Annotated in this window: 18 protein-coding genes, 1 rRNA gene and 1 riboswitch; of the genes, 15 read left to right on the plus strand and 4 right to left on the minus strand. The window is 48.3% G+C overall.

The genetic code is table 11. From position 1 onward, the window contains the following. Positions 1-82: 82 nt before the first annotated feature. The 3 genes from ABEQ74_RS28375 (at position 83) to ABEQ74_RS28385 (ending at position 3,462) form a co-directional block, all read left to right on the plus strand. Positions 83-1,018 carry a carbohydrate ABC transporter permease gene (locus ABEQ74_RS28375; RefSeq protein ID WP_430125539.1) on the plus strand — a complete coding sequence of 312 codons (936 nt, stop codon included), beginning with the start codon at positions 83-85 and terminating at the stop codon, positions 1,016-1,018. A 1-nt stretch (position 1,019) separates the two neighbouring features. Then, the gene (locus tag ABEQ74_RS28380) at positions 1,020-1,886 is read left to right on the plus strand and encodes a carbohydrate ABC transporter permease (protein ID WP_430125540.1); all 867 of its coding nucleotides are present in this window, start codon (positions 1,020-1,022) and stop codon (positions 1,884-1,886) included. Positions 1,887-2,013: 127 nt separating this feature from the next. After that, entirely contained in the window at positions 2,014-3,462 is a 1,449-nt protein-coding gene (locus tag ABEQ74_RS28385; RefSeq protein ID WP_430125541.1) for an ABC transporter substrate-binding protein, read from the plus strand. Positions 3,463-3,649: 187 nt separating this feature from the next. Here the strand turns inward: ABEQ74_RS28385 and ABEQ74_RS28390 are convergent, their stop codons facing one another. The 3 genes from ABEQ74_RS28390 to ABEQ74_RS28400 all read right to left on the minus strand — a co-directional run bounded on the left by ABEQ74_RS28390 (position 3,650) and on the right by ABEQ74_RS28400 (position 7,153). Beyond that, a complete protein-coding gene (locus ABEQ74_RS28390; RefSeq protein WP_430125542.1) occupies positions 3,650-4,522 on the minus strand; it encodes an aminoglycoside 6-adenylyltransferase in 873 nt (290 codons plus the stop codon). Positions 4,523-4,695: 173 nt separating this feature from the next. Continuing rightward, a complete protein-coding gene (locus tag ABEQ74_RS28395; RefSeq protein WP_430125543.1) occupies positions 4,696-6,012 on the minus strand; it encodes a glutamate-1-semialdehyde 2,1-aminomutase in 1,317 nt (438 codons plus the stop codon). Between the two features lie 79 nt (positions 6,013-6,091). Next, positions 6,092-7,153 carry an LCP family protein gene (locus ABEQ74_RS28400; protein ID WP_430125544.1) on the minus strand — a complete coding sequence of 354 codons (1,062 nt, stop codon included), beginning with the start codon at positions 7,151-7,153 and terminating at the stop codon, positions 6,092-6,094. Positions 7,154-7,293: 140 nt separating this feature from the next. Here ABEQ74_RS28400 and bcp point away from each other — a divergent pair, with 140 nt between their 5' ends. From bcp to guaA, 8 genes are all read left to right on the plus strand, one after another. Further along, positions 7,294-7,767, plus strand: coding sequence for a thioredoxin-dependent thiol peroxidase (gene bcp / locus ABEQ74_RS28405; protein ID WP_430125545.1), 474 nt, complete (start codon positions 7,294-7,296; stop codon positions 7,765-7,767). A 294-nt stretch (positions 7,768-8,061) separates the two neighbouring features. Then, positions 8,062-9,369 carry a polysaccharide deacetylase family protein gene (locus ABEQ74_RS28410; RefSeq protein WP_430125546.1) on the plus strand — a complete coding sequence of 436 codons (1,308 nt, stop codon included), beginning with the start codon at positions 8,062-8,064 and terminating at the stop codon, positions 9,367-9,369. A gap of 268 nt (positions 9,370-9,637) precedes the next feature. Continuing rightward, entirely contained in the window at positions 9,638-10,108 is a 471-nt protein-coding gene (locus tag ABEQ74_RS28415) for a DUF1641 domain-containing protein (RefSeq protein ID WP_054404867.1), read from the plus strand. A 33-nt stretch (positions 10,109-10,141) separates the two neighbouring features. Then, positions 10,142-11,317: an NAD(P)/FAD-dependent oxidoreductase gene (locus ABEQ74_RS28420; protein WP_430125547.1), complete on the plus strand. Its 1,176-nt coding sequence runs from the start codon at positions 10,142-10,144 to the stop codon at positions 11,315-11,317. 190 nt (positions 11,318-11,507) lie between these two features. After that, the gene (locus ABEQ74_RS28425; protein ID WP_430125548.1) at positions 11,508-12,515 is read left to right on the plus strand and encodes an AAA family ATPase; all 1,008 of its coding nucleotides are present in this window, start codon (positions 11,508-11,510) and stop codon (positions 12,513-12,515) included. Then, positions 12,512-13,807, plus strand: a complete 1,296-nt coding sequence (locus ABEQ74_RS28430) for a DUF58 domain-containing protein (protein ID WP_430125549.1) — start codon at positions 12,512-12,514, stop codon at positions 13,805-13,807. The genes ABEQ74_RS28425 and ABEQ74_RS28430 overlap by 4 nt, the downstream gene beginning before the upstream one ends. After that, positions 13,779-16,103: a transglutaminase domain-containing protein gene (locus ABEQ74_RS28435; protein ID WP_430125550.1), complete on the plus strand. Its 2,325-nt coding sequence runs from the start codon at positions 13,779-13,781 to the stop codon at positions 16,101-16,103. The genes ABEQ74_RS28430 and ABEQ74_RS28435 overlap by 29 nt, the downstream gene beginning before the upstream one ends. A gap of 78 nt (positions 16,104-16,181) precedes the next feature. Continuing rightward, positions 16,182-17,720, plus strand: coding sequence for a glutamine-hydrolyzing GMP synthase (gene guaA, locus ABEQ74_RS28440; protein WP_430125551.1), 1,539 nt, complete (start codon positions 16,182-16,184; stop codon positions 17,718-17,720). Positions 17,721-17,909: 189 nt separating this feature from the next. Here guaA and ABEQ74_RS28445 read toward each other — a convergent pair whose 3' ends face one another. Next, a complete protein-coding gene (locus tag ABEQ74_RS28445) occupies positions 17,910-18,599 on the minus strand; it encodes a hypothetical protein (protein WP_430125552.1) in 690 nt (229 codons plus the stop codon). 135 nt (positions 18,600-18,734) lie between these two features. Here ABEQ74_RS28445 and ABEQ74_RS28450 point away from each other — a divergent pair, with 135 nt between their 5' ends. The 4 genes from ABEQ74_RS28450 to ABEQ74_RS28465 all read left to right on the plus strand — a co-directional run. Next, a complete protein-coding gene (locus tag ABEQ74_RS28450; RefSeq protein WP_430125553.1) occupies positions 18,735-19,310 on the plus strand; it encodes a hypothetical protein in 576 nt (191 codons plus the stop codon). A gap of 357 nt (positions 19,311-19,667) precedes the next feature. Then, a riboswitch (purine riboswitch) is annotated at positions 19,668-19,766 on the plus strand. Further along, complete coding sequence (locus ABEQ74_RS28455; protein ID WP_430125554.1) at positions 19,735-19,869, plus strand: hypothetical protein; 135 nt, start codon at positions 19,735-19,737, stop codon at positions 19,867-19,869. It overlaps the preceding riboswitch by 32 nt. A 105-nt stretch (positions 19,870-19,974) precedes the next feature. Beyond that, positions 19,975-21,345 (plus strand): NCS2 family permease, encoded by a 1,371-nt coding sequence (locus ABEQ74_RS28460; RefSeq protein ID WP_054404878.1) that lies wholly within the window; start codon positions 19,975-19,977, stop codon positions 21,343-21,345. A 374-nt stretch (positions 21,346-21,719) separates the two neighbouring features. Beyond that, a 16S ribosomal RNA gene (locus tag ABEQ74_RS28465) occupies positions 21,720-21,824 on the plus strand; the annotation flags it as partial.

Here is a 21,824-nt window from a genome sequence, read left to right on the forward strand (position 1 = left end):
CATAGTTTTAGACATGTTCGAAGACTCCCCTGCTTTTTTACAATAAAAGCTAGACATTGAATAAAAGGAATGAGGGAGTCAGATGGAAGAAACGGCCATGCCACAAGGCCAGGCTCGGATAGAGCCCGGTTATCACACCCAAATGGAGCACAAGCGAAAGCCGCTGTGGAGAAAGTATTTATGGGGGTATTTGTTCCTCGTGCCGGCGATTGCGATCTTTGTTGTCTTTTTGTGGGTGCCGATTTTCAAAGGGATCTTTTACAGCTTTTTTCATATCGATTTTGTCAAAGGAAACACCTTTGTAGGATTCGATAATTATGCCAAGGTTCTGAGCAACCCAGACCTGCTACATTCCGTTAGAAATACCTTGTATTTCATGCTGTTAACGCTTGTGATCGGCTTCTGGGTGCCCATTGCCGCGTCCATTGCCATCTCGGAGCTGAAGCTGTTCCAGGGCTTCGCCCGGATTGCGGCGTATCTTCCGTTTGTCGTGCCCGGCGTCGTTCTCTACGGCATGTGGAGATGGATGTATGATCCTGTTGGTCCGATCAACGCCCTGTTCGGCTTCTTCGGGGCAGAACCGGTGTCATTCATATCGGATAGCCGCTTCTCCATGGTGTCGCTTGTCGTGATGGAGACATGGCAGCAATTCGGCTCAGCGATGTTAATCTATCTGGCTGGCGTGCTTAGCATCCCGAAAGATTGGTATGAGGCCGCTGAGATCGATGGCGCGGGCGTATGGGCACGGATCAAGTACATTACGCTCCCCTCGATGCGCAATTTGATTATGCTCATGCTGATTCTGCAACTGATCGGTACTTCGCAGGCCTATCAATCGCAGCTGGCCATGCTGGACGGCGGACCGAACAAAGCCACGCTCACCTATGCGCTGCTTACCGTTAAGTATGCGTTTAACCAGCTGGATTACGGAGCGGGGACCGCGATGGGCATCTTAATGTTCCTTGTGCTGAGCTTGCTGGGCGTCCTGCAATTCAAGATGAACAGGGAGGAGTACTAGGATGAAAGAGAGAGGCATACTGTCCGCTTCAGATTTGAGAAAACCGTGGAATAAAGCGGTTTACGGGTTTATGGTGCTGTGTATTGCCGTGATGACCTTCACGATGTTGTACCCGATCGGCATGACGATGTTCAACGGATTGAAGAGCAATCAGGAAATCAACACGTTTCCGCCGCGCTTTTTCCCATCAGAATGGCATTGGGATAACTTTCCGAAGGGGTGGGCATACATCGATCTGCCAATGTTCCTGAAGAATACGCTGCTTATTTTCGGCGGCAATCTGCTGGTCACGATTCTGGTGTTAGGCATGGCAGCATTCAGCATTTCCCGCATTCGGGTTCCCTATCACCGGGCCATCTATTTCTTCATTCTGATGACCTTATTCATTCCAGCGTCGAGCTATATGATTCCGAATTTCGTTAATTTGAAGGAGCTCGGTTTGCTGAATACCTACTGGGCCTTCTGGCTGCCGGCTGGAGCGAACGCGTACTTCTTCCTGCTCATCAAAAACTTCTTTGACGGCATTCATCCGGAGATATTCGAGGCAGCGCGCATCGACGGTGCTTCGGAGATAAGCAGTTTCCTGCGGATCGCCATTCCGCTGTCCGTTCCGATCTTCGCAACGCTCGCAATCTTTACTTTCTCCACGGCATGGAATGACTGGTTCTGGCCGTCGCTCGTTATGCAGACACAGGATAAATACACGCTGGCTACGGCGATTTACAAGTATGTTATCAATGCGAGGAGCTTGGACAGCAGCATCAAATTCTCAATTCTGTTCATGGTAATGGTGCCGCCGATCTTCGTATTTCTGGTATTCCAGAAATTTATTATGCGCAGCGTCAGTCTCTCAGCCGTCAAAGGGTAGGGGACCACATACACGATCGTAGCCATGCACATGATCGTCATATGAATGCACATCGTCCTTTCGGGATTTCGATTTTATGATGGAAATAGGAAACATTATCAACTCAATAAGGAAAAGGGGAGTATCCATGCGCAAGTTCTCAGCACTACTGATCTGCCTTATGCTGTTCAGCTCCTTGCTCGCCGCGTGCGGCGGCGGCAAAGCGGCGCCGGAGGTCACGAATAAAGAGGGAGGGACAACCAACTCGGGAGAAACGACCACGACGCAGACGGAGGAACCGAAGGAGGACATCGCGGACAAAAAGATCACGATCAAGGTTCATTATCCGCTGCCGGATGACACGACGCTGCGTCAGCAGGAGGATGACAAAATCGCCCGTTTCCAGGCGAAATATCCGAACGTGACTATCGTGAAGGACGATTGGCAGTACAGTGTCAACGAAATTGGAGTGAAGATGGCTTCAAATGAAGCGCCGACCTTCTATAACACCTGGGCTACGGAGGCACAGCTGCTCGTGGAGCGGGGCTGGGTGGCCGACATCACGGAGTTTTGGAACAATTGGGAGTACAAGGACGACATGAATCCCGTGCTGCAGAATCAATTCATCGTGGATGGCAAGGTGTACGGCGTAACGCAGAATGGTTATATTACGTCTACGGTCGTGAATAAGAAGCTGCTGGATGCAAAGGGCGTACCCGTTCCGCCGCTGGATTGGACATGGGACGATATGTATAACACTGCGAAAGACGCTGCGGACCCGAAAGCCGGCATATCTGGAATCGCCCCGATGGGTAAGGGCAATGAAGCTGGTTGGAACTGGACCAATTTCTTGTTTGAAGCTGGCGGGGACATCGAAGTGAACGAAGACGGCAAAGTGAAAGCAGTGTTTAACTCGGAAGCCGGTGTGAAGGCGTTGGATTTCTACAAGAAGCTAAGATGGGAAGCAAATGCCATTCCGCAGGACTGGGCCCTCGGTTGGGGCGATGCGATTAGTTCGTTCCAGCAAGGACGCACAGCCATGGTCATTGCAGGCGCATTTGACGTGATTCAGCCAGCACTAAATGAGGGTGGTATGAAGCCTGAGGATGTGATTGCGTATCCGATGCCTGCAATGGAGAAGGGTGGAGCGCACCACGGCATATTGGGCGGCAATTATCTGGTCATTAACCCGAATGCCACTAAGGAAGAGCAGGAAATGGCATTCCGTTACATTACATTTGATTATTTTACGGACGATGCGCTGAAATCGGTGGAGGATACGATTAATGCCCGCAAAGCCGAAGGCAAATACTTTGTACCAACGCCACTCGAGTATTTTAGCGATGATTCCGAGTATGCTGCGAAGGTGAAAGCCATCTACGATAAGTACGACAATGTCTACAAATATGATCCGCAGCTCTTTAGCCTGTTAGAAGGCAAAACGGAAGCGCAATTTGGCACGCAGGATTATTATGCCGAGATGTCCAACGTCGTGCAGGAATCGTTCTCAAAGGAAGGCATGGATTCCAAGAAACAGCTGGACGATACAGCCAAGTTGGTTCAGGAGAACTTCTTTGATAAAATTGAACAGAACTAAGGGGTGGCAACCCTGAATCGGATTATAGCGAGTATTGCATTACAAAAAAGAGAGACGCCGGAGTGGCGTCTCTCTTTTTGCTTATTCATGTAGGTATCGGGAATATGAATCGGAACTATGATCAGTCTTCTTCGGGCACGGCTCCCGGTTCGACGATGGGATCAAGGGAGCCGCTGTTTCCGTAAAATCAATAGATTTCCTTGGCATCCACTGGCAGCTGCCGGACATGCTGCAGGAAGCCCGATACGCGCTGGTCCTGCTCGCTATCATACTTAAAGCCAAGCTGGTCAGCAACATCTAGCGCAGTTCCACGGAACAGTCTGCCCATCGCAAACAGCGCATCCCACACCTCTTCGTAAGTTCCGCGAGGGTATGTGGACATCAGCTCATTCCAGCTGCCGGGAGACAGGTAGTTTTTCAAGTACTTCCCGTTCTTGCCCACGCTGAGCGAGAAATCGGTCTGTGTGCCAACCTGCCACTCCAGCATTTTCATCAGCATCGGCCGTATGATGTTGTGAAGATGGTCTTGGGCGTACAGTATTTCTTTCCGCCACAAGCCTTTGGCCACATACGTAGATACCCACCAGAACTCGTTGCAGCAATCAGCGAAGAATGCCGCAGACGGGCGCTGTACCCAGAAATCCTCATCTGACGGAGCAGGAACCTTAGGGAAGGACTGATCTTTATCCAATAAAATCTGGATCAGTTTGTCCCCCTTACAGTATTTCTCCTTGTCCTCGATAGGAATTAGGGTCATGTCGATTCGGTTGCCGTCGGTAAACAACATCAGGTACGAGAACCAGCCTCCGAGATCCGGGGGAAACAAGGCCATATCTTCCGGCGTCTGCAGAATCAACCGTTCTCCGAAAACGTCAATCCAGCTTGGATCCTGAATGAAGCTGTCCATGTCCGTCACATGAAAGCTGATATCGTAATCTTGAAAAATATCCTTTGGCACGTTGGGATTCGTTCTGGAGCCTTCCAGGGTCACGGCCCGAACACGTTCGTCGCGGACTGCGTAGCCCAATACCAAATCTATCATTTCTTGTTCGCTTCTCATGTATCCAGCCTCCTTATTCCTAATTAGATTAGATTACGGATGAATCAATCGGACAGGTCAGGAGGTCCGCGAATCCGGACCGTAGAAGCATGGTATGGATATCGAGCATGTTATAACTTGTTCAAGCGTTTTTTCATAAGGAAATCTCCTTTACGCCATTGAATTTAGTTAAGTTATTTCTTCATAGCCTTGAAGGATTCCTCCGCTGCCTCTAGCGTCGCTTCAATGTCGACATCCGTGTGAGCCGTGGTCATGAACCACGCCTCGTATTTGGAAGGAGCGAGGTTCACACCGCGATCCAGCATATGGCGGAAGAATGCCGCGAATGCTTCGCCGTCGGTATCCTGTGCTTCATCATAGTTCGTTACCGGATGATCGCAGAAGTGAGTGGAGAAGGAGCCGCGGATGCGATTAATCGTAAGCGGGACACCGTGGCGGTCTGCGGATGCCTGTAAGCCTTCTGTCAGCTTGATCGTTAAACGCTCCATTTCTTCATATACGCCTTCACCCTGCAGTACCTCCAGGCAGGCGATTCCGGCCGCGATGGATGCAGGATTGCCGGCCATGGTTCCAGCCTGATAAGCCGGGCCAAGCGGTGCAACTTGTTCCATGACGTGTTTGCGGCCGCCATAAGCGCCAATCGGGAGTCCGCCGCCAATGATTTTGCCAAGAGCCGTAAGATCCGGCTGAATCGCTTCATGATTGGCTAAGCCTGCATAAGATTGGGCTGAGCCGTAATGGAAGCGGAAAGCACTGATGACTTCGTCATAAATGACAAGCGAGCCGTTGTCGTGCGCCATCTTGCATAAGCCTTCCAGGAATCCAGGCTGCGGCATCACCATCCCGAAGTTGCCGACGATCGGCTCCACCATAACGGCGGCGACATCATCGCCCCATCTGTCAAGGGCAGCTTGCAGGCCTTCCAAATCGTTGAAGGGAACGGTAATAACTTCCGTTGCGATGCTTGTAGGGATACCTGCACTATCCGGAATGCCAAGCGTGGAAGGGCCAGAGCCTGCAGCCACAAGGACGAGATCGGAATGGCCATGGTAACAGCCGGCAAATTTAATAATTTTGTTGCGTTTGGTGTACGCGCGGGCAACCCGAATGGTTGTCATGACAGCCTCGGTGCCGGAATTGACGAAACGCACCTTATCCATGGATGGAATAGCTTCCTTCAGCATTTTGGCCAGGGTGATCTCAAGCTCCGTCGGCGTTCCGTACAGGGTGCCGTTTTGGGCTGCTGCCGTGATCGCCTCCGTAATATGCGGATGGGCATGTCCGGTTATGATCGGGCCATAGGCTGCTAAATAATCGATGTACCGGTTGCCGTCCTCGTCCCAAAAGTGGGCGCCGCTTGCACGTTTCATAAACACAGGAGCACCGCCTCCGACGGCTTTAAATGAACGGGAAGGGCTATTTACGCCTCCCACGATATGCTGAAGCGCTTCTTGATACAGTGATTCTGAACGGTTTCTGGATGCTGACATATTAATTAAACTCCCTTTCTTCATGAAGCAGGACAGGAAGCTAAAATGACATAGCGCCCTGTCCTGATCCAATAGTGTATTAGTTGCGGTCCGTCACTGATGACGGAGTTGTTGAACTTTCAGAAGGATTGCTCTCAGAATTACCTTCTGCGTCCTGGCTGTCTTCATTCACAGGATCTGGTGTTGGCGGGTTTATGATATCTTGGATATACTGTTTCAGCCTATCTGAATTGCCAACCGTTAAGACGGCAGCCCCGCCGATATGTTCTTCTTTCAGCAGCTTCATAGGAGGCACCTGCTCACTGCCGCTCATGCTGCTCTTGTATGCGACATTGGCGAGCTTCCACATATCTTCGACCTCAAGATTGGTATCAATATACGGGCTGACGGATTTCAGGATGTCAGGCAGTTTCATGATCGAAGTGGTGGTTTGCATTTTCTTGGCTACTGCTTTTAGCAGCTCGCGTTGACGTTCTGTGCGGGTAAAATCGCCCATCGCATCATAGCGGAACCGGACGTACTGAAGCGCTGAATTACCGTCGAGATGCTGCATGCCCTGCTTCAGATCAATGTCATATTCATTCTTGTCTGCCTTACTGGAATAGCTCATGTCCTTCTCAACATAGAAATCAACCCCACCGACTGAATCGACCAACTTCATGAAGCCTTGGAAATCGGTGTAGACATAGTATTGAATCGGCATGCCGAGCAGATCTCCAACCGCCTTCATGGCCGTATTCGGACCGTGAGTAATGGCTGTATTGATTCGATTTCGGCTCTTTTGTCCGGGTATTTCCACATAGGTATCGCGCAAAATAGAGAATAAGTACATTTTTTTCTTTACCGGATCAATGGAGGCTACAAGCATGCTGTCAGAGCGGGGAATCTCGCCTTCTTCGAACCCGCGTGCATCAACGCCCATGATGAGAATGTTAACCATCTCGGTTCCTTCCCACTCCGGTGGCGCAGGGACTTTGGCATCCACCTTTTCAATTTCCTTAAAAGGGGAGGCTTCTCCCGATTTCTGAAGACCTTGCAAGCTATCGTAGAAAGATACTCCATAATAAATTCCGTAGCCAATGACGGCGGCCAGTATGATACTCACAATCCATATAATCATTTTCTTTGTTTTTTTGGTCATTAAGTTCTTCCTTTCGGATTACGCTGATGATACATTCGATAGAACATTTGAACATTCGACATACATTCTATTATAATTTTTTTAGAAAAGACAATCAATTTTGCGGATTTAAGTCCCATTCATCAGGAGGCGAACAAAATATGGTAGATAAAGTAGAGTGGACCATCGGAAGCCAGGTGCCAGATTTTTCACTCCCGGCTTCGAATGGGGAAGAGATAGCATTAAGTGATTTTCGCGGGCGTAAGGTTGTGCTTTTTTTCTACCCCAAGAACATGACTCCAACCTGTACCGAAGAAGCTTGCAGCTTCAGGGATAATTTTAGTGCTTTGGAGCAAGCTGGTGCAGTTGTTATCGGCATTAGTCCGGATCCGCCGAAATCCCACACCAGATTCATCGATAAACATAGTCTGCCCTACTTGCTCTTGTCTGATGAGGAGCATAAGGTCAGCGATATGTTTGGTGTGTGGCAGATGAAGAAAATGTTCGGCCGTGAGTACATGGGCATTGTTCGGTCAACCTTTTTGATTGACGAGAACGGAAAGCTGGCAGCACAATGGCGGAAAGTGAAAGTGAAGGGCCATGTTGAGGCTGTGCTCGCAGCCGTGCTGTCATAGCTATATGAAGAACGGTCCCTATGCATGCCTGGACAGGCATCATAAGGGACCGTTTTTTTATAAAAACATAACTAGGGCGCTTCGAAATCAAGGTCCTTAGGATAATATCGCATGAACCATTTTAGTTAACGGTTATCTGTCGCCATAGTATGCACCACCCGGTGTTTTTATTGCAGAATAATGAGGTTCCAGCTATTTGAAACGAGTTATCAAAATCTAGTCTTTTTTTATAAGACCCTCCATATAATCTATCAAGAAGCCGAACTCATAGAAACGATGGAGGTAGAGTTGATAATGAAAAGTATGGTGCGGGTAACAGCGATTGCGGTAATATTCGGCATTTTGGCAGTGTTGATCATGATAGGTACGGGGCTTTCAAACGAGCAACCGGTGGATATGTATGTAGAACAACCTTCTATGGCTTCGGCACCCGTGGCAGTATCTCAGCAAAATATACAAGTGAAGGCGTATGAAACAAACAAGCCGAAAATCATCCCTGCAAGCAAGGGCGCATCGGCTGTGAACGCCGCACCTGTTTCATATAAGAAACAAACGGAGAAGACGGTGTATCTGACATTTGATGACGGGCCATCGGATTTAACGCTTGAGGTGTTGGATATTTTAAAGCGGGAAGGCATTAAGGGCACGTTTTTTGTAGTGGGAAAAGAAGCGGAGACTCGCCCCGAGATTATTAACCGGATCTATGAGGAAGGGCACGCGATTGGCAATCATTCCTATGATCATCGTTATGACGAGCTCTATGGACGTTTTCAGGATTTTTGGGGACAGATAAAGAAGACGGAGGAAATCATCCGTTTGATCACGGGCGAACGGCCGCAGCTGGTGCGGGCGCCCGGGGGAACGGCCGGACATTTTGATGAAGCCTATTTTCAATACATGAAGCAGGGGGGATATCATGTATTCGATTGGAACGTGGACAGCGGCGATTCCAAGTACAGGGGCGTTCCAGCCAAGGATATCTTGAAAGGGGCAACCACGAAAGTGAATGGTAATGAGGCAATTGTGCTCCTTCATGATGGCAAAGGACATGCCGAAAGCATAAAAGCTCTGCCTGGTATCATCTCGTACTATAAAAAACTAGGCTATGCCTTTGAGGTTCTTACTACGGAAACCCAACCGGTTCAATTTCGTCCTAAGTCGTCTGCCCAAAAGGCTTCGCAGCCATCGAAACAGTGGATTAACGAGCATGTTGCAGTCAATGCTGCATTATTTGAGAGTGGACGGATGCTTGCCGTGGAGTTCGGAGGCATGGAAACGGCGTTCGCGGCAGGTGAATATAGATTGGTTGACGGCCGATTGATGGTTCCGCTGCGCTCTTTGGTAGAACGGCTCGGCGGAAGCGTGTCCTGGAAGCCTCATACCAAGACCGTGCAGGTATCCCTGGCAGGGAAACGCTGGGAAGCAGACCCGGTGGGGGGCTTGCTGTTTCCCTTGCAAACAGGGGAGAGACCGGTGTCTTCGGAGATTCACTTAATCGGTGGAACCGCTTGGATTCCGCTGAGGGAGGCGCTTGACTTTTCCGGAAAACCTGTTACAAAAGTGACATATAAAGAAAGCGAGTATCGCGTTCTTGCGTTGTAATCTGAATTTGCAATTTCTATTTGTAATTATGCTGCACAAGTTATAGACTAGTACTTGAGATATTTATCACAATCCCAACGATTGTTTCAGATTAGAGGAGGGGGATTTCATCCCCCTGCTTTATTTTGGCGATAATGGGTCACCCATAAGTTCGACTTTTGTAAGTGATGCATAATAGAAACCGGGTATCTTCAAATTAAAGGTAGCCGGTTCGATCGTCGCCAAGTTCATCTTGGGAATTCACTTAAAGAAAAGGAGGCAATACTTTATGACAGAAACATCATCTCCACAGCCGTCCGAAAATTCGGAAAACGTTGTAGGAAACCAAGAAGCTGCGGCGTCCAGCCGTCCTGATGTGCTGCTCGAACAACTGCTCAAGCCTGAGGTTCAGGAATCACTCACAACTCTCGTGGACAATCTTCCGAAACTTACGGAAATGCTGGCAGTTATGACAAAAGCTTATGACTTCGGTAAATCCGTAGCTACGGACCCCGTTCTTGCGGAAGACACCATGGCTTCCCTTAGCGGATTCGCGAAGCCGATCACGACAACAGCAAAAAGCGTTGCATCTGCAGCCATCGAAGCCGGAGACCGTGTACACGCTCAAGGCGATCAAGCTCAGATTGGCGTGTTTGGTCTGATGAAAATGCTGAAAGATCCTCAAGTGCAAAAGGGTCTTCGCTATGCTCAGGCTTTTTTGGACGTTCTTAACGAACGCGACCAACAAAACAAGCGTTAATCCATAAAATCATACGAAGAACGGAGGATGGTCATGTCTAAACATATTTTAATTTTGGGCGGAGGCTATGGCGGTTTATTGAGCGCTCTTTCTGCACGCGAGCATTTTGGTGCGGCTGCAAAAATCACGCTGATCAACCGTTTCCCAACCCATCAGATCATTACGGAATTGCACCGTCTGGCAGCAGGCAACATTGCAGAGAAAGCAGTAGCTTTGCCACTCGATAAGCTTCTTCGCGGCGCGAACGTGGACCTGCGCATCGGAAACGTGAAGGAAATCAAGCCGGATGAGCGTTCGGTTTCCCTCGACGACGGCGGAAACTTCACTTATGATGCCTTGGTTATCGCACTGGGCAGTGAAACAGCATTCTTCGGCATCCCAGGGCTGCAGGAGAACAGCTTCATTCTGAAGTCCGTGAACGATGCTAACCGTCTGCATGCTCATGTGGAATCCCGTATTGCGGAATACAGCAAAACCAAGAACAAAGCGGACGCTACTATCGTGGTTGGCGGCGGCGGCTTGACAGGCGTTGAGCTGGTTGGTGAATATGCCGATATGAGAAGCGAGCTTGCTCGCAAATACGGTATCGATCCACAAGAAATCACGCTCTATTGCGTTGAAGCAGCTCCTTCCATTCTGCCGGGCTTCCCTGCTGAACTGGTTGACCGTGCGACAACAAGCCTGCAAAAACGCGGTGTAAACTTCCTGACAGGTCTGCCGATTACCAAAATGGACGGTACTACCGTTGAGCTGAAGGACGGCAGCACGATCGAAACCAGCACCTTGGTATGGACTGGCGGCGTTCAGGGCAACTCCGTTGTGGCTAACTGCGGCATCGAAGTAAATCGTGGACGTGCAGTGGTTAACGAATTCCTGCAATCCGCATCCCACCCTGATGTATACGTTGCTGGCGACAGCGCTGTGGTTATGGGACCTGAAGGTCGTCCATATCCTCCAACAGCACAGCTGGCATGGCAGATGGGCGAGCTGATCGGCTACAATATCTTCGCTCAATTGAATGGCGGCGCACCAGCTTCCTTCAACCCGGTATTCTCCGGTACGCTTGGCAGTTTGGGACGTAAAGATGCCATCGGCACCATTGGCGCTAACAAGACTCAATTGAAAGGTCTGCCTGCAACCTTGATGAAAGAGGCAAGTAACATGCGTTACCTGTCCCACATCAATGGTTTGTTCACACTGGCTTACTAAGCCAAAGGCGGCATCATATAGATAATGAGAGATGGACCCTCGTTTGTTTGGGTCCATCTCTTTTTTTAAAAGCCCTTAATTTTCTAGTAGCAGACGTCTATCCTCGGGCCTTCTTGGCAAACCTATTCATAGATTGAAAGATTCCTATGTTACCCATATCTAATAATCTATGAATATAGGCTGGAGGTTGATGTTCTTGTATCATTCATCGATTCATGCTGAAGAGCCGGTTCACCCGGAGTGGGCTCCTGATCTTCTTGGAAGAGTCACCAAGCGGATCGGCAGTGTCATTGTAGGACACGAGGAGCAAATCTCGTTAACGATGATTGCATTGCTGGCTGGAGGACATGTACTGCTGGAAGATGTCCCCGGGGTTGGGAAGACGATGCTGGTGAAGTCGGTGGCCGCATTGATTGGCTGTGATTTCAACCGCATTCAATTTACTTACGATTTAATGCCAGGAGATATTACAGGCGCATCAGTCTATTACCCGCACACAGGTGAATTTGTATTTAGGCCGGGTCCCGTGATGTCTAACATCGTTTTGGCTGATGAGATTAACCGGGCATCACCCAGGGCACAGTCTGCTCTGCTGGAAGCTATGGAAGAGGGACGCGTAACCGTGGATGGCTGTACATATCCGCTGCCGGCCCCGTTCTTTCTGCTGGCAACGCAAAACCCTTATGAATACGAGGGAACAAGCCGCTTGCCGGAAGCGCAGCTGGATCGCTTTTTGATGAGGCTATCACTTGGATATCCCAACATCGAAGGGGAGATGGAGCTGCTGGAGCGGGGGATGGGCAGTTCCAGATTGGAAGAGCTGAAGCCGCTCATGATGGGGTTCGAGCTGAGCAGGATGCAGCAGATGGTTTCCCGTGTATTTGTGGATGACACGATCAAAAGATACATGGTCAGTGTGGCTGATGTTTCCCGCAGACAACAAGGCGTTGCTCTTGGGATCAGCCCTAGAGGAACATTGGCTTGGCTGCGTGCCTCACAGGCTGCCGCATTCTTGGCAGGTCGAATGTATGTTATCCCTGATGATTGTCTCCGCGTTGCCGTACCTGTGTTAACTCACCGCATTCGTCTCGGTCATGAGGCACGTGCTGCAGGTGTGACCCCATATGAAATGGTAGAGTCTATGATTACAAGGTTTGAGCTTCCGAGGCAGCGCAGCCGGAAGGGAAGTAAGTCATGAACCGCCATCTGCTTGAATGGGCGAGAGGAGTGGTTATCTGGTTGGCATCGCTTGGCTTGTATCTCTGGTTCGGCGGAGAATCACTGCGGCTTGTATGGTGGGCATCAACGATTCTATTGGTTGGCGGGATTTTGACAAGCTTGTTCGGGCCTATGAAGATAACGATCTCGCACACGGGCAGCCCTTCCTGTATTCAGGAGGGAGATCCGGTAGAAATGGCGGTACGGGTAGCTTATCGTTCCATACTGCCACTGCCGTGGCTTGTCATCACTGACCAGTTTGGCGGCAGAGAGTACAGGAAACTGTTATTTCCCGGCTTACGGCGAAGACTTGAGTATACCTATAGATTGTACCACGTTCCCCGGGGGATATGGTCTCCGGTCTGCAGCAAGGTGGAGTGGGGCGATCTGTTCGGATGGTTCAGGAGGAGCAGGGGTCTACGAGGCGCTGAGGGTGGTCTGATCGTGCTACCAAGGCCGCTGGAGTGGCCGGAGGCTTTGATGCCCGTCTGTGGAAGCGAGATGGACATGGAGACAGAACGTTCAGACAGGAACGTATGGAATGAAATGAGAGGATCAACGGTACGCGACTATATTCCTGGTGATCCGATGAACCGGATTCATTGGAAAAATTCCGCAAAGGTTGGCCGCTTGCAGTCCTTTATGCCGCATGAGAGCTGCGGGTCAAGGCAAGGGATTGTACTGGACACCTCACTTGATGCATATGAGGGCTTTCAAGCAATAACGCCTGAGAATGCATTTGAAGATACGGTATCGGCTGCCGCGGGCCTCGTATCCCGGCTCATCCGTTCGAATATCCCCCACAAGCTGTGGATGAATGGGGAAGCTTTGCAAGAACAGGCCGAGTCCAAAAGCAATTGGAAGGAGATGGAGGATACTTGGCTACCGCTTGCTTCCGTTCAGCTCACTGAAAATGATTCAAAGCTGTGGAGCCAGCCAGGGTTCAAGGAATCTCTCGGGACATCGCGTAAAAATACGGATTGGGCGATCATCACAGGCGGTTTCCATCAGGGAGCGGCCAATCTGGGCATTCAACTGTTGAATGCAGGAAGCCGCAAAGTCACTATTTTCTGTACCGAGAATTTAAACTGGTCGAAAGCTTCGGACCAGCTATCGACCAGTTCATCGGAGAAGCTGGCACTGCCCGTTTGGGCTCAGGAGTTTTTCGGTAAAGGCGGTAAGCTGGTATATCTGTATGAAGGACCGGCTGGTAAGAAGCCAATGAGGAACGGGGGTGCTGGCCATGACAGGGTTCAGCGGTTCGCCCGTTAATCTAGTGGATCGAAGCACGGTAGGATCCTCAGCTCGGAGTCTACCCTCTATGCTCTTCTCATCCTTGCCTTACGGTACGCTTCTTCATCGCATCTTTATCACCTTGCCGATGGCTGGGCTGCTATTCGAATGGCTCCTGCCGCTTCACGTGGCAGATGGGGCAAACAGCCAGAATGTGCTGCAAGCTTTGTCCATCTTCGCTGTTTTCCTGCTCTTGCAGGGATTGTTTACACTACGGGGCTGGGTGTGGCTTCCCCTCAATGCGATTCTTGTTGTCTGGCTGTGTTCGCAAATGTTTGTTGAGTATAGCAATCCATATACTTGGTTTGTTCATTTTGTGACCGAAATACTCCCTGAAGATGCTTCTGAACTTAGTAACGTTTGGGAATTCATGGCGCTAAGTCAGGAGACGAGAACGATGATCCTGCTCACAGGTTGGGGCATCTTGGTATCGGCCATTCACATGCTCGCTCTGTATCGCCGAACGGTATGGTTGTTCGGCGGTGCGACGCTGGTTTATTTGACGGTCCTCGAATCCGTCATGGAGAAAAGTATATATATGGATATGATGCGGACCGTTTTATATATTTTGCTGGCACAAGGCATAATGCTGATCCTGAGACTCAAGCAGGAAATCGTCGAGAGTAACGGTAAGGGAATGGATGACCCGGAAACTGTGCAAGCTCGCCGCTTGTCGGGACTTCCTCTGCTTCGCTGGAGTCTGGTCGTTCTGCTCGCATCCCTCATGGTAGCAGGGATCATTCGGTTGGGAGGCTACTTCATCGAACCTTCATCCGGGATGGGGTTAACGGTTGCTGAAATGGCTGAACGTTTGTCTGGATGGGGCGATCGGTTCCACAGAAACGCCGAGCCATCGGTGCCGGCCTCCAAAGCGGTTGGATATATGTCTCAGGGAGAGGATATGGGAGCTCCACTAAAGCTTAGCGATGCCCTGTTTTTTTCGGCCCAGTCGCCTAAGCCTGTATATTGGCGGGGAGAGACCTACGAACGGTATGATGGCCGGAAATGGGGCAGGGAACTCACCACTTCCATGCCGGCCCGGCTATCGGAAGACTTGAGTGGTATACTGCCTTATTGGAAGCGCCCAGCTGGTGACAAGCTCGTTCAGTCGCTGATTTTTGAACAGCCAACTCCCGTTCGTTCGCTCCTGTCAGGAGGTGTTATTACCCGAGTGAAGGAGATACGATCCTCCAAAGATAGCGGCGTTCCCCAGATAACCGTCGATCGGCTATCCGAAACGGTATCCTTGGAAGGCGAAGCAGTCATATCCGGTTATACCATTGAGACGCTTTATGATCTGCCAGAGCCACAGTCACTACGGAATATGACGGGCCAGGACCCGAAATATATCAAGGAGATGTACTTGCAGCTTCCTGAACAACTACCTGATCGAGTGCGTAATTTAGCGCGTGAGATTACATCAGGAACCACGGACAGGTATGAAATGGCGAAAGCGATCGAATCCTATCTGGAGCAGAACTATGCCTATTCACTGCATACAGCCGTTCCACCGAAGCGCAGAGAATTCACGGACCACTTTTTGTTTGATGCAAAAAAAGGGTACTGTGTTCATTTTGCCACCGCGATGGTTGTGCTGCTTCGTTCCGAAGGCATACCAGCACGCTATGTGACCGGATTTGCACCAGGTGAGCTGGTGGCCGGTACGGTTGATCAGTACGAAGTAGCGGAAAAAAATGCGCATGCATGGGTCGAAGTGTTTTTCCCAGGAAGGGGCTGGGTGATGTTTGACCCTACTCCAGGTTTTGGCATTGGGGCTATGTCTTCACCGCCAGCTGCCGAAGGTTCCGGTTCTGGGTGGCATACTAACTGGCAGAACGTAAGAGATTCCATAATCTATACGGTCGTTAAAATGATGATCCTGCTATCCACTATTGGTCCTGTCATGTTAGGGAGCTTTATTCTGCTTGTTCCCCCTGTTATTGTGGTCGTGATCTATCGAATACCGGTTCTGCTCGAAGGCATAATCTATCTAAGAATGAGTAGAACGATAGCGGTGAGCAGAAGAGAAGGGCTAATCTTGGCCTCGGCAGGGGTGTGGGACAAGCTGCAGCGAAAGTTTGGTGCTTTGGAAAAAGGGCAAACCATGCGGCAATACGTCAGTTCCTTGTCCATTGAAGATGCTGAATTCAAGGCGGATGTGGAGCAGTTCGCACAGCGCTGGGAGCGGGCGGCTTATGATGATCAAACATGGTCTCGAACCGAAAAAGTACACTTTTTACGCCAATGTATTCGAATTGTCAAAAAAATGGCATGAAAACAAGAGCCCCTCTTTCTTGACGTTATGAATTAGGGTTGCGTATAATTAATTTCATTAATCAAGGGAGGCCCGGTAATGAACAAGCCTAATGAAATCATCGTTGTAATGGACTTCGGTGGACAGTATAACCAACTTATAGCACGACGCATTCGCGATCTCGGCGTTTATAGTGAGCTTCTGCCATACAATACGCCTGTTGAGAAGATTAAAGAGCTTTCTCCGCGCGGCATTGTTTTCTCAGGAGGTCCTTCGAGCGTGTATTCTGAAAATGCACCGCATGTGGATCCTGCTATTTATGATCTGGGACTGCCTATCTTCGGTATTTGCTACGGCATGCAGCTGATGGCTCAGCAGCTGGACGGTAAGGTAGAACGCGCTTCGAAGCGCGAGTACGGTAAAGCGGAGCTGGAATTTGCTCCGAGCTCGATGCTCGTAAAAGGGATTGAGCATAAACAAACGGTTTGGATGAGTCATGGCGATCACGTGGTATCCCTGCCTTCCGGCTTTAAGCTGGACGCTGGAACGGAATCTGCCCCAATCGCTGCGATGAGCAACGAGGAGAAGAAGCTGTACGCAGTACAGTTCCATCCAGAAGTTCGTCACTCTGTTCAAGGCAACGAAATGATCAAGAATTTCTTGTACGAAGTGTGCGGTTGCGAGGGCAACTGGAGCATGGAAACCTTCATTGAGGACCAGGTTCGCGAAATTCGCGAAGTCGTTGGCGACCAAAAAGTGCTGTGCGCTTTGAGCGGCGGTGTTGATTCCTCCGTTGTAGCCATGCTGATCCATGAAGCGATCGGCGACCAGCTGACATGTATGTTTATTGATCATGGTCTGCTGCGTAAAGGTGAAGCTGAGAGCGTAATGGACACCTTCGTTGGCAAGTTTGATATGAAGGTTGTAAAGATTGATGCTCAGGAACGTTTCTTGTCCAAGCTGAAAGGCGTAGACGATCCAGAGAAAAAACGTAAAATCATCGGTAACGAGTTCATCTACGTATTTGATGAAGAGTCCAGCAAGTTTGATGACTTTGCATTCTTGGCTCAAGGTACGCTGTATACCGATATCGTGGAAAGCGGTACGGAAACGGCGCACACGATCAAATCCCACCACAATGTCGGCGGGCTGCCTGAAGACATGAAATTCACATTGATCGAACCACTGAAAGCTCTCTTTAAGGATGAGGTTCGTAAAGTTGGTGAAGAGCTTGGTTTGCCGGATGAGATTGTACACCGTCAACCTTTCCCTGGCCCGGGTCTTGCGATCCGTGTATTGGGTGAAGTTACGGAGGACAAGCTGCAAATCGTTCGTGATTCCGACTACATCCTGCGCGAAGAAATTGCGAAGGCTGGCCTCGATCGCGAGATCTGGCAGTATTTCACGGCCCTTCCAAACATGAAGAGTGTTGGCGTAATGGGTGATGCACGTACGTATTCCTACACTGTAGGTATCCGTGCCGTAACCTCCATCGACGGCATGACCGCGGACTGGGCGCGCATTCCTTGGGATGTGCTGGAGAAAATCTCCGTTCGTATTGTGAACGAAGTCGAGAACGTCAACCGCATCGTGTACGACGTAACTTCGAAACCACCAGCAACAATCGAGTGGGAGTAGGATTGAAGTATTGATGCTGTTAATTAACTATAAGTCCTTGGTATATAAGGGGTTAGGGCGTCAATAGCATTAATAATCAGTCTACACCTGCAACAATAGAGTGCAAAAAATTACTCTCTTTTATCTGCGTTATTCAGCAAATAGAAGAGAGTATTTTTTATGACTATAGTTAGGGAACGATTGCTGATTTCAAGTTGACTGCCACGAATAAAAATCACGATATACTAAGTCCGCTGTTAAATATAGTAACGTTTCGTCATCCTTATTATTAATAGTCAGCTCATATTGGGAAACTCCGACGTCATAGGAATCATTAAGCGATGTGATCCATTCTTCCATTTTTGGTACGAGACTGTCCACTTCTGGGATTTCCGCTGTTAGTACAATAGTAGCCAGTTTCCCACCCAGTACATTATTTGTAACATTCACTGAATTCACAGATACACCATTTGTCTTCAGCTCACTATACATAGCCTCTTGCGCTAATTCAGAATCGAGCTTTCCTACAATCTCATTTGAGAAATCGGGTATCCGCGTAATGTCATTAGAAACTCCGTTGTAGATAATTTGAGCATTAGCCCCTGTGATTTTGAGATCAACATTTTTTATTGCTCCATTAGCCCCACTTCTAACTTCATTCCGTATTTTTCGAATCGTTTTAATATCCTCTATATTAGCTTCTGAAGAGTTAGAAGTTGATTTTGTTTCTATTTTTAAAGTCTCCTCATGGATGCTAATTTCGGAAATGGTTAGCCCTGCCTCAATAAGCTGAGCTTGGAGTTGTCGAGTAGCATTATCTGCAGAAATAGAGTTCATATAAAATGCTCCACTTAGGACAATCACTGCTGTTGCTACCAGAAGCCATGTATTAACTCTCATATCATTTTATCCTTCCCTCGATAAATTTTGGTAAAATGTTCCTTGTAGATTTAAACGGTCCCAACTGTGTATTTGTTTCACGATTTTGAGCATTTAGATGGTTCTCCAAGATGGATTTAGGAGGTTATCCATAAGTTGATGTTGTTAAAAAAGAGAAGTACAATCATTTCTCTTATTTTGGCTGTTGTTTTTGCAGCAACCTGCTACTATTATTTTGCCATTTATAATTCTGTTCGTGATTTATATGTATCTTCGGATTATATTGGATATCCCACAGGTAAAGCGTTATTCTCAAATGCCGAGTTAGTTGTCGTTGGAAGTCCGCTTAAAGACATTGAGGATCGAGAGCTGCATTTGTCAAGGTTTCCAAATGGTGCTTTAGAGGATATTGCCACGTTCACAGAAATTGATGTAGAGCATGTCATTAAGGGACCAGAAGAGGATGCCATAAATCTTAAAGTTTACGAGCCTATTGGCGTATATCAAACATTTAAAGGTAAAGAAAGAATTTCGTTTGAGGGTTACACAGCAATGAAAAAGGGAAGTAAATATTTAATATTTCTGTCAAAATTGTATGGTCAATACAGTGTTATTAATATGCAGTCTGGCAAATTCAATCTGGATGGGACGGATCATGAGGATATGGCTGAAGACAGCCACATCAAGCAACGGATTTTTGCTGAACTAAAATCATCAGAGTACTTGCAATAATGCTCAAATAACTTGAACTTCATTTCAGAATCTATTTTCCTAACTACAGAAGTGATTACCACGATAAGAGAGATCAGTTAGACCAGCAGTGCCAGATATGAGCGTCATGAGACTTTATCTCAGACTATAATGGATATTAATAGAAACACCTCCTGAGTGGATGAGAGCGATAATGTGCGCATTATCCTATGCTCTGGCGGTTTTTTTTTGTCATATATAGTTCAGAAATCCTAGAGCAACCGGGTGGTGAAGGGTTAATTCCGAACATTAGATTAAATTGACAAGTTAAATATTCGTTTTTGTTGTTGACAAGATTGGGCTTCTCGTCCTAAAATATGTGTAGAAACTGACATGACAACAACATATAACGAGCTTTTTCGTATAATCCCGGGAATGGGCCCGGGAGTCTCTACAGGTCACCGTAATGATCTCGCTACGAAAAGAAGAGCGGCAATATAATGATGCGGACTCATCCAGCATTCGGGAACTGCCTGCAGATCGGAGTATTCTCCGTACAGCAGCAGGTTATCCGATAAGGATGCTGCCCGGCAGCATCTGAATGATTGTTTTGCGGCTCTTTTTTCAAGCGACGGCCCTGGGGATTTATCCTTAGGGTCTTTTTGTATGTTGTTCAGTCATTAAATTTAAGGGGGATTTCTCTACAATGGAGCGTTTCTTTAAACTAAAGGAACACGGAACGAATGTAAAAACCGAGATTATTGCAGGCTTTACGACATTTGTGACAATGGCCTACATTTTGTTTGTCAATAATCTGTTTCTGGGTCCGGGCGGCGCAGGTATTCCGCAGGAAGGCGTATTCTTCGCGACCGCAGTAGGTGCGGGTCTTGTTACGATGGCTATGGGCTTCTTTGTTAACATTCCGGTTGCCCTGGCACCAGGTATGGGTTTGAACGCGTATTTCATGACAGTGGTATTAAGCTCGAACGGAGCGATTACTTGGCAGGCCGCGCTCGGTGCCGTATTTATCTCCGGTATCGTCTTCATTATTCTTACGGTAACCAAAGTCCGGCAGATGCTATTGACCGCAGTTCCGAACAACTTAAAGATTGCTATTACAGTCGGTATCGGTTTGTTCATTACCATTGTCGGTCTTAAGCTGGGCAACATTGTAATGGTTTCCGTAAACCCGGGGACGGATATTTCTCAGCCGGTACCAGGCGGTGGATTCAATCTAGCTCTTGGAAACTTCATTCATAATAAAGATACGCTGCTTGCAATCATCGGGCTGTTCTTGATCGCAATCCTGATGGTTCTTAGATTAAAAGGTGCTCTGCTTATCGGTATCGTGCTCACGACGCTGATTGGTATTCCAATGGGAGTTACAGACCTGTCGGGTCTGAGTAACGCAAATTGGATTCCTTCATTTGATAATCTGGCAGTTGGAAAAATGGACCTGAAGGGTGCGCTCGGCATCGGTCTTGTTGAAGTAATCTTTATTTTCACATTCGTTGAACTCTTTGATACATTCGGTACACTGGTTGGTACAGCTGGTCGTGCGGGACTTCTGAAGAACAAAGAGGAAGGCGAGAAGAAGCTTGGTAAAGCAATGCTAGTGGATGCTGGCGGCGTAAGCGCAGGCGCATTCCTTGGTACAAGTACAATCACAGCTTTCGTAGAGAGTACTTCTGGTGTTGCTGAGGGTGGACGTACAGGCTTGACGGCAGTTACTACTGGTGTGCTCTTCATCCTGGCATTGTTCCTGGCTCCTCTTGCTCTGGTTGTTCCTTCGGCTGCTACAGCTCCGGCGCTTGTCATTGTCGGTGTGCTGATGATGAGCCAAGTGCGTGATATCGATTGGGATGATTTCATGCAGGCTTTCCCGGCATTCTTGACGATCATCCTGATGCCTTTCACTGGCGGTATCGCTAACGGTATCTCCGCGGGTATCATCGCTTATGTAGTTCTTGCAGTATTCGGTAAACTGACTGGACGTACGGATACAAAAATACATTGGTTGATGTGGATCCTGTTTGTGATCATCTTGATCCGATATGCTTTCCTCGGTGCTGAATAACAAACGAACAAGGCTGTATATAATAGAACCGTCTCGATTTTTGAGACGGTTTTTTATTTTTTTTATAAAAAGTGCTTGCATAATAACTGAGTTCTATGGTATATTCTAATTCCGGCCGAGAAAAACGGTTGGCACACAGTTCGAAAACAGACAAGCTAAACGGATTTAAAAAATAAATTCAAAAAAAGCTTGCAATGATCGAACGGATGTGATAAGATATAAGAGTTGCTAACGAGATAAACTGTTGGCAACAAACGAAGAAGTTGATCTTTGAAAACTGAACAACGAGTGAGTAAAACGGACCGCTTCGGCGGGACGTTGAAATAGAGAATGAACACATTCTCGTCAGTTTTGAAATGAGCAAGTCAAACACTTTATTGGAGAGTTTGATCCTGGCTCAGGACGAACGCTGGCGGCGTGCCTAATACATGCAAGTCGAGCGGACTTGATGGAGTGCTTGCACTCCTGAGAGTTAGCGG

The sequence above is a fragment of the Paenibacillus solani genome (assembly GCF_050475945.1).
Classification (GTDB): domain Bacteria; phylum Bacillota; class Bacilli; order Paenibacillales; family Paenibacillaceae; genus Paenibacillus_AQ; species Paenibacillus_AQ solani_A.

Coding starts and splice junctions, on each gene's coding strand:
- ABEQ74_RS28420 (WP_430125547.1), top strand. CDS start 10,142: ATGTCTAAACATATTTTAATTTTGGGCGGAGGCTATGGCGGTTTATTG.
- ABEQ74_RS28410 (WP_430125546.1), top strand. CDS start 8,062: ATGAAAAGTATGGTGCGGGTAACAGCGATTGCGGTAATATTCGGCATT.
- bcp (WP_430125545.1), top strand. CDS start 7,294: ATGGTAGATAAAGTAGAGTGGACCATCGGAAGCCAGGTGCCAGATTTT.
- ABEQ74_RS28445 (WP_430125552.1), bottom strand. CDS start 18,599: ATGAGAGTTAATACATGGCTTCTGGTAGCAACAGCAGTGATTGTCCTA.
- ABEQ74_RS28385 (WP_430125541.1), top strand. CDS start 2,014: ATGCGCAAGTTCTCAGCACTACTGATCTGCCTTATGCTGTTCAGCTCC.
- ABEQ74_RS28395 (WP_430125543.1), bottom strand. CDS start 6,012: ATGTCAGCATCCAGAAACCGTTCAGAATCACTGTATCAAGAAGCGCTT.
- ABEQ74_RS28425 (WP_430125548.1), top strand. CDS start 11,508: ATGTTCTTGTATCATTCATCGATTCATGCTGAAGAGCCGGTTCACCCG.
- ABEQ74_RS28400 (WP_430125544.1), bottom strand. CDS start 7,153: ATGACCAAAAAAACAAAGAAAATGATTATATGGATTGTGAGTATCATA.
- ABEQ74_RS28390 (WP_430125542.1), bottom strand. CDS start 4,522: ATGAGAAGCGAACAAGAAATGATAGATTTGGTATTGGGCTACGCAGTC.
- ABEQ74_RS28455 (WP_430125554.1), top strand. CDS start 19,735: ATGATCTCGCTACGAAAAGAAGAGCGGCAATATAATGATGCGGACTCA.
- ABEQ74_RS28430 (WP_430125549.1), top strand. CDS start 12,512: ATGAACCGCCATCTGCTTGAATGGGCGAGAGGAGTGGTTATCTGGTTG.
- ABEQ74_RS28375 (WP_430125539.1), top strand. CDS start 83: ATGGAAGAAACGGCCATGCCACAAGGCCAGGCTCGGATAGAGCCCGGT.
- guaA (WP_430125551.1), top strand. CDS start 16,182: ATGAACAAGCCTAATGAAATCATCGTTGTAATGGACTTCGGTGGACAG.
- ABEQ74_RS28435 (WP_430125550.1), top strand. CDS start 13,779: ATGACAGGGTTCAGCGGTTCGCCCGTTAATCTAGTGGATCGAAGCACG.
- ABEQ74_RS28460 (WP_054404878.1), top strand. CDS start 19,975: ATGGAGCGTTTCTTTAAACTAAAGGAACACGGAACGAATGTAAAAACC.
- ABEQ74_RS28415 (WP_054404867.1), top strand. CDS start 9,638: ATGACAGAAACATCATCTCCACAGCCGTCCGAAAATTCGGAAAACGTT.
- ABEQ74_RS28380 (WP_430125540.1), top strand. CDS start 1,020: ATGAAAGAGAGAGGCATACTGTCCGCTTCAGATTTGAGAAAACCGTGG.